A 12,628-nucleotide genomic window follows, 5' to 3' on the forward strand; every position below is an offset into this window, starting at 1 on the left:
GTAAATTCTCGTGCCCGGCGGGCAGTATTGACATGACGGAGCGCGGACCGGGTTGTGGCGGCTCGATCCATTCGAAAAGCGGAACAAACCGTATCGAATGCCCGTTATCCCCGAAAGGATGACCGTTTGGCGAGGGAAACGAGGAGTTCATTTTTGTCAGGGGAGGCCGAACTGGCCTTCGCAGTACTCGAGCAATCGCCCATGGCGGTCGCGGTCGTGGAACTCGATGGCCAGACAATCACCGCAACCAACGCGAACTTCGAAACGCTCGCGCCCGGAACGAAGGCGCAGGGCCGCTCCATTCTGGAGTGGATACACGCAGACGACCATCCGCTTTTGCGCAATCTTGTCGGCCCGACCTCCGGCGTTTCCGGACGGGAGCAGAAATGCGAGATGCGCATCGGTCGGCGTCCGGACGGGCCCTGGCGATGGATGCTTGTTGCGGCGACCGTCCTTCCGGTAAATGAAACAGGCGCGCGGCGACGTGCGCTTTTCTATTTCATCGATATCCACACCCAGAAAAGCCACGAATTGCTGGAGAGCGAACGCGCGCGGCGCTGGAACTACGCGCTTGTCAGTTCCGGCCTCGGCGTGTGGGATCACGACTACCGCAGACAGGAATACTTCTACTCCCAGACATGGCGGGCCATGCGCGGCTACGCCTCGACCGGCGCCACCCCTTTCGCCAGCACAGAGCAATGGCTGCAGCTGGTTCATCCCGACGACCGCGATTTCGTCGCCCACGCCATAGAGCGCCAGAAGGCCGGCGACCTCAAATATATGAATTTCGAATATCGCGAGCGCCATTGCGACGGCCACTGGATATGGATCGAGTGCCGGGGCGATGCGGTGGAGTATTTTCCCGACAACCGGCCTTCCCGCATCATCGGAACCGATCAGGACGTGACAGACCGCAAGGATGCCGAAGCCTTGCTCGCCCATACGCGCCAGCGCCTGGAAATGGCGCTCACCACCTCACGAATCGGCGTTTTCGAGCACGACCGTGCGACCGGCACCGTTTATGCCGACTCCCGCATCTGCGAGATCTACGGGTTTGACGACCAGCCGGAGAGTTTCGACATCCAGCGCGTTTTCGACCTCGTTCACCCCGAAGACCTGAAGCGGGCGGCCGCCGGCTCCACCGGACTGGCCCCCGGCGGCGCTCCGGCTTCCTCCGAGTTCCGCATCCACCGCGAGAATGACGGGTCGCTGCGCCATATCCGCCATCTCGTGCGCCTTCACATCGGCGAAGACGGCCAGGAAACGATTGTCGGCATCAACTGGGACGTGACGGAGGAAGTGCGCCTCCGGCAGGATCTGGTGACCGCAAAGCAGCTCGCCGAGGCGCGCAATTTCGAACTCGACCGCGCCAAGTCCGACATCGAGTATGCCGCGCTGCACGATTACCTGACCGCCCTGCCCAACCGGCGCTTTCTTGAGGACGAACTGGAGCGCCGGGTGTCCATCGCCGCCGCATCCGATGTCAATGTCGGGCTGCTCCAGATCGATATCGACGACTTCAAGGGGATCAACAGCGCCTACGGCCACGGCGCCGGCGACCGCGTGCTCAGCCACTCGGCGCAGACCCTACTCGACCTGTCGAAGCACAATGACTTCGTTGCCCGCATGGGCGGCGACGAATTCGCCATGATCATCAGCTATGACGGCGGCTGCGACAGGCTTGAACAGACCGCGAAACGAATCCAGCTCGAACTCGCCAAGCCGGTCGTGCTCGATGACGGTCGCGTCCGGCTTTCCGCCAGCATCGGCATCGCCACGCTTGAGAGCGAAGGGGCCGGCGGCGCCGCCGCCATGCTCAGAGACAGCGATCACGCGCTGAAGCAGGCCAAGTCAAAGGGCGCCGGCCAGATCGCATTCTACACTCCGGGCATCCGATTCTCCGACGCGGTCGACCGCAAGCCTTCCGACCGATTGATGCAGGCAATCGACCAGAGCGAGTTTGTGCCGTTCTACCAGCCGCAGTATGACGCCGAGACCCTTGATATCCGGGGCATCGAAACGCTCGCACGCTGGCGGCAGGCCGACGGCTCCTTCAGCGAACCGTCAAGCTTCATCCCGCTTGCCCAGTCGCTCAACATCATGAACATGATCGACGCCAGCATTCTCTCGCAGGCGCTCGAGGATCACCGCCGCTGGCGGGAAGACGGGCTCGCGCCGCCGCGCCTGTCGCTCAACCTGTCCCCGCACCGGCTCAGCGACCCGGCGCTGGTGCCGGAGTTGCAGCGCACCGAGCTTCCGGCCGGCACCCTCACCTTCGAACTGCTGGAATCGATCTTCCTCGACCAGCAGGACGATGTCAGCGCCTACAATCTGAAACAGATCCGGCGGCTCGGCATCAATATCGACGTCGATGATTTCGGCACCGGCTACACGTCGATCACCGGGCTGCTCAAGGTCGCGCCGAACGGTCTGAAGATCGCGCGCGAACTGGTTATGCCGCTGCCCCGCTCATATGACCAGCGGGCCATTGTGAAGTCGATCGTCGATATCGGAAAAACCTTGAATATCAAAGTGATAGCAGAAGGCGTTGAAACGCGGCAACATGCCCGGATCCTGACGGAACTTGGCTGCGACGCGCTTCAGGGCTACTGGCTCGCCCGGCCGATGCCGGCAGACGCGATGGAAATGCTGCTGCGCCGGAAGATGGCCGAAGCTTCCGCCTGAGACAGGCTCAGGCGAAAGGCGCGAAAGCGCCCGTCTCTCACACGAGACGGCTTTGCTCGAGAGCGGCCGCGATGAAGCTGGAGAACAGCGGATGCGGCTCCAGCGGGCGGCTCTTCAGCTCGGGGTGATACTGCACGCCGATGAACCAGGGATGATCGGCATATTCGATCGTCTCCGGCAGGACGCCGTCCGGCGAGGTGCCGGAAAACACGAGGCCGCAGGCCTCGAGCTTTTCACGATAGCCGAAATTGACCTCGTAGCGGTGGCGGTGACGCTCGGAAATCTCCGTCGTGCCGTAGATCTCGGCGATCCTGGTGTCCGCGCCCAGATGTGCCTTGTAGGCGCCGAGCCGCATCGTGCCGCCGAGATCGTCGCGGTCGCTGCGCTTTTCCAGCGTATTGCCCTTGACCCATTCGGTCATCAGGCCGACGACGGGCTCACTGGCGTTGCGGTCGAACTCCGTGGAAGACGCATCCTTGATGCCGGCCAGGTTGCGCGCCGCCTCGATGACGGCCATCTGCATGCCGAAGCAGATGCCGAAATAGGGCACCTTGTGGGTGCGGGCAAAGCGGGCCGCCTGGATCTTGCCCTCGGAGCCGCGCTCGCCGAAGCCGCCCGGCACGAGAATGCCGTGGACCTTTTCCAGATAGGGGGAAGGATCCTCCTTCTCGAAAATCTCCGACTCGATCCATTCCAGATTGACCTTCACCCTGTTGGCGATGCCGCCATGGGTAAGCGCCTCGATCAGCGATTTATAGGCATCCTTGAGGCCGGTATATTTGCCGACGACGGCGATCGTCACCTCGCCTTCCGGCGTGCGGATGCGCTCGCAGACGTTCTTCCACGCATCCATGCGCGGCACCGGCGCGGGATCGATGCCGAAGGCGTGCAGCACTTCGTCGTCCAGTCCCTCGCGGTGATAGGCAAGCGGCACGTCGTAGATGTTGGAGACGTCCAGCGCCTGGATGACGGCGGACGAACGCACATTGCAGAACAGCGACAGCTTGCGCCGCTCGGCTTCGGGAATCTCCCGGTCGGCGCGCACCAGAAGAATATCCGGATGGATGCCGAGCGCCTGAAGCTCCTTGACCGAATGCTGGGTCGGCTTGGTCTTCAGTTCGCCGGCGGCCGGGATATAGGGCATCAGCGTGAGATGGACATAGACGGCGTTGCCGCGCGGCAGGTCATTGCCGAGCTGGCGGATCGCCTCCATGAAGGGCATCGCCTCGATGTCGCCCACCGTGCCGCCGATCTCGCAGAGCACGAAATCGAAGTCGTCATTGCCCTCGAGAACGAATTCCTTGATCTCGTTGGTGACATGCGGAATGACCTGGACGGTGGCGCCGAGATAGTCGCCGCGCCGCTCCTTGTCGAGAATGTTCTTGTAGATGCGACCCGTGGTGATGTTGTCGGTCTTGGTTGCAGAGCGGCCGGTAAAGCGCTCGTAATGACCGAGGTCGAGATCGGTCTCCGCCCCGTCATCGGTGACGAAGACCTCGCCGTGCTGGGTCGGGCTCATCGTGCCGGGGTCGACGTTGAGATAAGGGTCGAGCTTGCGCAGACGGACCCGGTAACCCCGTGACTGCAACAAAGCACCCAGTGCTGCTGCGGCGATCCCTTTTCCAAGTGAGGAAACCACGCCGCCGGTGATGAAGATATATCGCGCCATGGGCTTATTCCGATACCGTTTCCTGGCCGATTCTGCCAGAGGCTTTCCATAAAAAAGCGCCGGCAGCCGGTTCATTGCCACAAGAATGCCCCTCCGTGCGCTCAGCGTCTGCGGCGGCGCAAGGTTGGGCCCAAAGAAAATCCGGCGGACGATTGTCTTCCGCCGGATAGATTTTTCAGATTTTCGGCGATCAGTCGCCGGTGGGAACGCCCGTCGCGTTCGAATCCGCCGCCGGCGTCGAAACCGCGGGCTGCTGGCCGTCGCTGGCCGGCGCCGCGCTATCACCGGTGGTCGGCACGGCCGAACCGCCGGCATTGCCCGCTGCGGGTGTCTCGGTGGTGATCGAGCCGCCAAGCTGGTTCAGGATGCCCTGTCCGTCGCTCTCGGCATTCTGTTCGATCCGGTCGAGAATGTCCGACGGATTGCCCTGGTAGCGGGCCAGGATGCCCAGACCGAGCGATGTGATGAAGAACAGCGTTGCGAGGATGGCGGTCGTGCGGGTCAGCGCATTCGCCGTTCCGCGCGCCGTCATGAAGCCGGATCCGCCGCCGATGCCGAGCCCGCCGCCTTCCGACCTCTGAATGAGGATCACACCGGCAAGCGCAACGACGATTATCAGGTGAATTACGATCAGTACCGTCTGCATGAATGTCCAATCCGGCCCCGCCCGCGAGGTGCAAACGGGGCAATCCAAGAATATCTGGCGTTTCTCTACATGAGGCGCGCTGTCAATCCAACCCCTTTTTCATGCCTGCCCGGCAAAGCCGCGACGGCCCGATTGCGGCTTTGCCCCTGGCAGGCTCGCCGCAAGCCGTGCCGGACCCCGTCCGCCGCCGTGCCGCGCCATGCCGCCAGGCACGCGAACATCACCCGAAAATCCGGACCGAAAGCCACTATTCCGGTTTTATTCCAGCATGTTGGAAGGATGGATGAAACCTACGCTCAAAGAACGGCCCTACAGAATATCCTCATAGGCATGGTATATCGAGAGGAAGTCCGCAGCCTTCAGGCTTGCCCCGCCGATCAGGGCGCCGTTCACGTGCGGCACGCTCATCAGTTCCTTGGCATTGCCGGGCTTCACCGACCCGCCATAGAGCAGGCGGAAGCGCTCGCCGGCGTCGCCGAAGCGTTCGATGAGATCGCGCCGCATGGCCGCGTGAACGTCCGCCACCTGCTCTGGACCGGGCGTCTGGCCCGTGCCGATCGCCCAGACGGGCTCATAGGCGATGATCGTGTTGTCGCCCGTGGCATCGTCCGGCATGCTTTCGAAGAGCTGGCGGTGCAGCACGTCCATGGTGCGCCCGGCCGCGTGCTCCGACCGCGTCTCGCCAATGCAGACGATCGCCGTTAGTCCCTGGTCATAGGCGGCCCGTGCCTTGGTCGAGACGACCTTGTTGTTTTCCCTGTGCTCCTTGCGCCGCTCGGAATGGCCGACAATGACGTGGGTGGCGAAACAGTCGCGGATCATCTCCGCCGAGATGTCGCCCGTATGCGCGCCGGTGCGCGCCTTCTGGTGGCAATCCTGCGCGCCGATCAGGAGCCTGGTGTCCACCGTCAGCGTGGTTGCCACATAGAGCAGCGTCGCAGGCGGGCAGATCAGCGCATCCACTTTCCGCGACAGGGGTCCGCTGACGCCGTGGGCGATCGCCCTGATCTGGTCAAGCGATGCCCGGGTGCCGTTCATCTTCCAGTTCCCGGCGACCAGCGGTCGGATCTCGGATGTCATCTGTCTTTTTCTCCCAATCTGTCTTGCGTCAGCCAACGTGGCTTATCGCTCCTTCTTCCCCTATTCGAAGCCGGGGCGCAAATGCCGCGATGCCGGCTCTCCTCATGCGCCGGCCTGAACATCGCCGTCTTGTCCCAGAACAAACCGCTGGAACAGGGCCGAGAAACTTGTGGCTGCAACCGCCGCCTAATCGGTTTGACGCCCGCTTAAATCGAATCGTCCCGCACGGACCGCCCCTTGGCCGCAGCCCTTTTGCCATGCCGCCGCGCCTTCATCCACAGCCGGACTGCGACAATTTGGCACGGCATCGCCTAACGGCCCATTCTTTGCCAGAATAGAGCACTGATTCGCCTATAAGGCGCATGCAAACCAACCTCAACATTCTGCCGGACCTTATGGATAACAGCAAAGACCTCTTCGCCGATCTTTCGGGCAACAGCAAGAAGCCAGCCGATGACGAGGCGGCGCCGCGCCCCGCCCGCAAGGCAGCCGGAAAGCCGGCCGCAGGCATCAAGGCGGCCGACGGAGACTACGGCGCGTCCTCGATCCGCGTGCTGGAAGGGCTGGAGCCGGTGCGCATGCGGCCGGGCATGTATATCGGCGGAACCGACGACAAGGCGCTGCACCATCTCTTCGCCGAAGTCATCGACAACTCGATGGACGAGGCCGTTGCCGGCCATGCGGATTTCATCGAGGTGCATCTCGACGCCGAAGGCGTGCTGACCGTCACGGATAATGGCCGGGGCATACCGGTGGAGAACCATCCCCAGGTGCCGGGCAAGTCGACGCTCGAAGTGATCATGACCAAGCTTCATGCCGGCGGCAAGTTCGACGGCAAGGCCTACGAGACCTCCGGCGGCCTGCACGGCGTCGGCGTTTCCGTGGTCAACGCGCTGTCCGACATGCTGGAAGTGGAAGTCGCCCGCGAGCGGCGTCTTTACCGGCTGGCCTTCTCGCGCGGCGTGCCGCAGGGCGAACTACAGGACCTTGGACCGATCCAGAACCGTCGCGGCACGCGCGTGCGCTTTCACCCCGACGCCGAGATCTTCGGACCGCGGGCGAAATTCGATCCGGCCCGCGTCATGCGCATGGCCCGCTCCAAGGCCTATCTCTTCGGCGGCGTGGAGATCCGCTGGTCCTGCGACCCATCACTGGTGGAAGGCAATGACGACGTACCGGACAAGGCCGTGTTCCACTTCCCCGGCGGGCTGAAGGACTATCTGGCGGCCACCATCGGCAAGGATTTCACCGTCACCCGTGAAATCTTCGCCGGCAAGACGGAGAAGACCGGCGGCCATGGCGCGGTCGAATGGGCCGTCTCCTGGTATGGCGGCGATCCCGACGTTCACTCCTACTGCAATACCGTTCCCACTCCCGAGGGCGGAACGCATGAGGCGGGTCTGCGCCAGGCGCTGATGCGGGGCCTGAAAAATTATGCCGAGATGATCGGCAACAAGCGCGGCGCGCAGATCACCACCGACGACGTGATGATCTCGGCGATCGGCATGCTCTCGGTCTTCATCCGCGAGCCGGAATTTGTCGGCCAGACCAAGGACAGGCTGGCAACCGTGGAGGCCCAGCGCATTGTCGAGAACGCGCTGCGCGACCCCTTCGACCTCTATCTCTCCGCCAATCCGATGGAAGCCGAAAAGCTTCTCGACTGGGTGATCGAACGCTCCGAGGAACGGCTTCGCCGGCGCAAGGAGCGCGAGGTCAACCGCAAGTCCGCCGTCAAGAAGCTGCGGCTTCCCGGCAAGCTTGCCGACTGTTCGCAGAACACGGCGGCAGGGGCGGAGCTGTTTCTGGTCGAGGGCGATTCGGCCGGCGGCTCGGCCAAGCAGGCGCGCAACCGCACCAACCAGGCGATCCTGCCGCTCAGGGGCAAGATCCTGAACGTGGCGAGCGCCGGACGCGACAAGTTCACGTCCAACCAGTTGCTCGCCGACATGATCCAGGCGCTCGGCTGCGGCACGCGGACGAAATACCGCGAAGAGGACCTGCGCTACGAGCGCATCATCATCATGACCGATGCGGACGTCGACGGCGCCCACATTGCCTCGCTGCTGATCACGTTCTTCTACAAGGAGATGCCGGAGCTGATCCGCCAGGGCCACCTTTATCTGGCCGTGCCGCCGCTCTACAAGATCACCCAGGGCGGCAAGACGGCCTATGCCCGTGATGACGCTCACCGCGCCGAGCTGATGGAGAGCTATTTCACCGGGCGCGGCAAGGTCGAGATCAGCCGGTTCAAGGGTCTTGGCGAAATGCTGCCCGCCCAGTTGAAGGAAACCACGATGGACCCGAAGAAGCGCATGCTGCTGAGGGTCGATATCGACGCGGTTGACTTCGAGGGCACCAAGACCGCCGTCGACGACCTGATGGGCACCAAGGCCGACGCCCGTTTCCGCTTCATCCAGGAAAACGCAGCCTTCGCGGAGAACCTGGATATCTAGCGCATCCCGCCAGGAGCCGATCGGCTTTGACGGGCCGCCGGTGGCGTTCAGGCCATGCCTCCCACCCCAAGACGAGATCGCCGCAACTCCGCGAAGCAGGTTTGTCCGCGCTGCGTTCGTTTCATGCTCTTGCCTCATGAGCATGAAGACGACGAGCCAAGGTCAAAATCTGCGATAGAATATTTTTTCACATAAATTTCATCAACTTATATGGTTAACTTCACATCACTAGGCTGAAGTTCATGCAGAGGATTAACGGTGAATACCCGTCATTGGCACCTTTGCTTGCCTGCCAAACCCGGGCAAATTATAGTCCGCACAAGCGCCTTCAAACGGAAAGAGCCATGGTCCAACGTCGTAACTTCCTGCTTGCCGCAGGCGCCGGTCTGATGGCCGGATCCGCCCGGGCGCAAGCGCCGCTGTCAAAGGATCCCGCCATGGCCGACATCGCCGAGGACGATTCACGCGAGAAAGAAGGGCTTGCGCTCGCCCTTGGCGGCGGCGCGGCGAAGGCCTTCGCCCATATCCCCTATCTGGAAAGCCTGGATACGCTCGGCATTCGCCCGAAAGAAGTCGCGGGCACCTCGATGGGCTCGATCCTCGGCGCGCTCTATTGCGATGGCATGAGCGGCCGCGAGATTCGCGACTATGTCATTGACCTGTTCACGCGCCGCCAGTCCCTTCTGAAGAAGCTCCTGATCGATACCGGCGACACCTGGGGGTCGCTGATCAACATCTTCCGGCCAGCCGTCGTGGAGCCCGAAATCCTGTTCGCGGCACTGTTTCCCGAGGGCATGGCCCGGGATTTTGCCGGGCTCGAAATACCGCTGACCATCGTCGCCACCGACTTCTATCGCCAGAACGAATATGTGATGCGCGAGGGACCGCTTCTCTCGGCAATTGCCGCCTCCTCCTGCCTGCCCGTGCTTCTGACGCCCGTCCGCCGCGACGGGCGGGTGCTGATCGACGGCGGCTTCGTCAATCCGACGCCCTTCGATCTCCTCGACAAGGCCCGCTACTTCACCGTCGCAATCGACGTGACCGGAACCGATGTCGAGGACACCGGCGAAATTCCGGGCTCGTTCGAAACCTGGGCCGGCTCCTTCAGCATCACCCAGCGCTCGATCGTCGCCGAGAAGGTGAAATGCGCGCGTCCCGACATCTTCATCGAACCGGCGGTCGGCGGCTTCAATCCGATGGATTTCTTCGAGGTCGAGGACATTCTCGCCGCCGCGGGTTCCGATCAGGACGCCTTCAAACGCCGAATTGAAAAAATATTCAATTAAACAAATAATTATAACAAAGAACAGAGAGACGGGTTGAACGAGATGGAACAGGATGATCGCCAAGGCCGGCGCTGGTACAGCATCAGCATTTTTGCCCTTTCTCTGGGCTTGGTGTTTTTCGCCGCTTCGCTGACACCGTCGCTCATTCCGCGCGGCTGGCCGCTGCAGGGCGTGCTGGCCGGCCTGGTGATGGCGCTTGGCTACATGATCGGCCGGTTTCTGCTGGCGCTCTGGCGCGCGCTGCAGATCCCCGAGCCGCGCGGCACCTGGCGGCTCGTCGGCCGCGCCATTGTTCTTGCGGCCTCGCTTGTCCTGCTCGTCTTCTGCCTGTCGATGTGGACCGAATGGCAGAATTCCGTGCGCTCGCGCGTCAACATGGAGCTTCTGGAAGGCGGCGCGGTGCTGGCCATTCTCGTCATCGGACTTGTGACCTTTGCCGTCCTGTTCGTGATCGGCGCGCTGTTCCAGTCCGCATTCGACGCGCTCCGGCGCCGGCTCTACCGGGTCATTCCGCCGCGCGCGGCCAATCTGCTCGGTCTGGTGATCGTGCTGCTCGTCATCTTCGTCGCCTCGCGCGACTGGGTCCTGCCGTCGGCCATCGAGTTCCTGGACGAGACCTATGAGACGGCGCAGGACCTGTTCGAAACCGCGCCGCCCGCGCCGACGGACGCCTTCATTCCCGGCAGCCGCGAATCGCTCGTCAGCTGGGAGGCGATGGGGCAGCCCGGGCGCAACTTCGTCACCGGCGCGCCCTCGGCGGCGGACATTGAGGCCTTCAGCGGCGTTCCCGCCGAACGCCCGATCCGCGTCTATGTCGGCCGTTCGCAGGACGAAGACCCGAAGGAAAGAGCCGAAATCGCGCTGCAGGAACTGATCCGGCTCGGCGCATTCGACCGCAAGATCCTGCTGATCGCCAGTCCCACCGGCACCGGCTGGCTCGACCCCGGCGCCCATGACACGCTGGAATTCATGCAGAACGGCGATGTTGCGACGGTCGCGGTGCAGTACTCCTTCCTTCAGTCGCCGCTGGCGCTGATCTTCGAGACCGACACGGGCCTCGAGCAGGCGACCGCGACCATGAATGCCGTCTACCACCACTGGCTCACGCTGCCGGAGGACAGCCGCCCGGAGCTTTACATGCACGGCATCAGCCTCGGCGCCTGGTCGTCGATGCATTCCTTCAACGTTTTCCAGATGCTGGACCAGCCCGTGGCGGGCGCTGTCTGGGCTGGCCCGCCCTTCCCGTCCTATCTGTGGCGCCAGACGGTTTCGGCGCGCAACGAGGGCACGCCCTATGTCCTGCCGATTGTCGATGACGGCGCGGTCGTCCGCTTCTCCTCGCAGTTCCGCAAGCCTTCGCAGAGCGGTGACGCGTGGGGTCGAATCAGAATAAACTTTCTCCAATACGCCTCTGATCCCATTGTATTTTTCGAGCCGAATTCCGGCTTCCGCGAGCCGGAATGGATGAAGGAGAAACCGGCGCCCGACGTCTCGCCCTACCTGCGCTTCGTGCCGGTGGTGACCCAGTTCCAGCTTGCCCTCGACATGGCGTTGTCAAAGGCGCTTCCGGCAGGCTTCGGGCACAATTACCTTGCGCGTGACTATATCGACGCCTGGGTCGCCGTTTCCAATCCCGATGACTGGAGCCCGGTCCGCACCCAGGCGCTGAAGGACATCTGCAATCTCGGCAGGGATACCGGCTGCGCGGTGGAATAAGGCCCCGGCAGGAGCAGGCGCGGCAAAACTGCGTGTTTTCGGTCACACCTGCCCGGCCAAGCAACCCGATGGCGCAATTGTGACCGGGTGACGCTATCAAGGTGGAACGCGCTCGGCTAAAAGCCGTTTAGGACTAGACTTTTCCAATGATCAAGAGGCTTGAATGCTCGTTGACAAGACGATGGCGCGCCGCACCTTCCTTCTCGGCGCCGTTTCGACCACCGCAATCCTCACCGGCTGCGTGAGCCAGTACCCGGCCCAGCCCGTGGCCCCGGCGGAACCGCTGATCGGCGGCACGCCCTACACCGCGGCGGAGCTCGACGCGATGTACGGTCCGCTGGAGGACAATGGTTACATGATCCCGGCCGTTCCGTGGCGTCAGATCGACCCGCTCTACTACCGCCAGGAAGTGCGGGATCCGACCGGCGAAGCGCCCGGCACGGTCGTCGTCGATACGCCGAACCGCTTCCTTTACCTCGTCGGCGAGAATGGCATGGCCATGCGCTACGGCGTCGGCATCGGCCGCGCCGGCTTCTCCTGGGGCGGCAACGGCGTGATCAAGTGGAAGCAGGAATGGCCGAAATGGTTCCCCCCGAAGGAGATGATCGAGCGCGACCCGAAGCTTGAGAAATACTCCAACGAGAACGGCGGCATGGAGCCGGGCCTGATGAACCCGCTCGGCGCGCGCGCGCTCTACATCTTCGAAAACGGCAAGGACACGCTCTACCGCGTCCACGGCAATCCGGACTGGACCTCGATCGGCAAGGCCGTCTCCTCCGGCTGCATCCGCATGCTGAACCAGGATGTGATCGACCTGTACAACCGGGTCAACAACCTCCCGACCCCGATCGTCGTCTATCAGTAAGGAGAAGCGGTCGAAACCGGCCAGCTCTCCTTGTCAGCCAAGCCTCACGCCTCGCCTTCCGGCGGGGCGCAAATGTTTTTTGATCGCTTGCGGTTACCGGCGTGTGACCTGGTCTCATCTCTGCCCTCCCTTGCCTCGCTCATCTCACCCCCCTATTTTCCTCACGTGTTGATTTGAGACCGGCGGGCCGTCTTGCCTCCGGTCTGTTCTTTCGTAATTTGGCGCAGA

Annotated in this window: 8 protein-coding genes; 5 read left to right on the plus strand and 3 right to left on the minus strand. The window is 62.8% G+C overall.

The genetic code is table 11. The features are described from left to right. Positions 1-153 precede the first annotated feature (153 nt). Positions 154-2,685, plus strand: coding sequence for a sensor domain-containing protein (locus JET14_RS12455; RefSeq protein ID WP_200333912.1), 2,532 nt, complete (start codon positions 154-156; stop codon positions 2,683-2,685). Positions 2,686-2,722: 37 nt separating this feature from the next. Here the strand turns inward: JET14_RS12455 and JET14_RS12460 are convergent, their stop codons facing one another. From JET14_RS12460 to tpiA, 3 genes are all read right to left on the minus strand, one after another. Next, a complete protein-coding gene (locus JET14_RS12460; protein ID WP_200333914.1) occupies positions 2,723-4,354 on the minus strand; it encodes a CTP synthase in 1,632 nt (543 codons plus the stop codon). Between the two features lie 190 nt (positions 4,355-4,544). Next, positions 4,545-5,000 (minus strand): preprotein translocase subunit SecG, encoded by a 456-nt coding sequence (secG, locus tag JET14_RS12465; protein WP_200333916.1) that lies wholly within the window; start codon positions 4,998-5,000, stop codon positions 4,545-4,547. Between the two features lie 309 nt (positions 5,001-5,309). Then, entirely contained in the window at positions 5,310-6,080 is a 771-nt protein-coding gene (tpiA, locus tag JET14_RS12470) for a triose-phosphate isomerase (RefSeq protein ID WP_200333918.1), read from the minus strand. Positions 6,081-6,475: 395 nt separating this feature from the next. Between tpiA and parE the strand changes: the two genes are divergently transcribed. The 4 genes from parE to JET14_RS12490 all read left to right on the plus strand — a co-directional run bounded on the left by parE (position 6,476) and on the right by JET14_RS12490 (position 12,400). Then, a complete protein-coding gene (parE, locus tag JET14_RS12475) occupies positions 6,476-8,533 on the plus strand; it encodes a DNA topoisomerase IV subunit B (RefSeq protein WP_200333920.1) in 2,058 nt (685 codons plus the stop codon). A gap of 344 nt (positions 8,534-8,877) precedes the next feature. Continuing rightward, a complete protein-coding gene (locus JET14_RS12480; RefSeq protein WP_200333921.1) occupies positions 8,878-9,819 on the plus strand; it encodes a patatin-like phospholipase family protein in 942 nt (313 codons plus the stop codon). Between the two features lie 42 nt (positions 9,820-9,861). Next, entirely contained in the window at positions 9,862-11,535 is a 1,674-nt protein-coding gene (locus tag JET14_RS12485) for an alpha/beta hydrolase (protein ID WP_200338083.1), read from the plus strand. Between the two features lie 163 nt (positions 11,536-11,698). Then, complete coding sequence (locus tag JET14_RS12490) at positions 11,699-12,400, plus strand: L,D-transpeptidase (protein WP_200333922.1); 702 nt, start codon at positions 11,699-11,701, stop codon at positions 12,398-12,400. The last annotated feature ends 228 nt before the right edge of the window (positions 12,401-12,628 follow it).

The organism is Martelella lutilitoris (assembly GCF_016598595.1).
GTDB classification, from domain to species: Bacteria; Pseudomonadota; Alphaproteobacteria; order Rhizobiales; family Rhizobiaceae; genus Martelella; species Martelella lutilitoris_A.

What these genes read in the sequence shown, in the direction of transcription:
- JET14_RS12460 (WP_200333914.1), bottom strand. Translation starts at nt 4,354, where the DNA reads ATGGCGCGATATATCTTCATCACCGGCGGCGTGGTTTCCTCACTTGGA.
- secG (WP_200333916.1), bottom strand. Translation starts at nt 5,000, where the DNA reads ATGCAGACGGTACTGATCGTAATTCACCTGATAATCGTCGTTGCGCTT.
- tpiA (WP_200333918.1), bottom strand. Translation starts at nt 6,080, where the DNA reads ATGACATCCGAGATCCGACCGCTGGTCGCCGGGAACTGGAAGATGAAC.
- parE (WP_200333920.1), top strand. Translation starts at nt 6,476, where the DNA reads ATGGATAACAGCAAAGACCTCTTCGCCGATCTTTCGGGCAACAGCAAG.
- JET14_RS12480 (WP_200333921.1), top strand. Translation starts at nt 8,878, where the DNA reads ATGGTCCAACGTCGTAACTTCCTGCTTGCCGCAGGCGCCGGTCTGATG.
- JET14_RS12485 (WP_200338083.1), top strand. Translation starts at nt 9,862, where the DNA reads ATGGAACAGGATGATCGCCAAGGCCGGCGCTGGTACAGCATCAGCATT.
- JET14_RS12490 (WP_200333922.1), top strand. Translation starts at nt 11,699, where the DNA reads ATGCTCGTTGACAAGACGATGGCGCGCCGCACCTTCCTTCTCGGCGCC.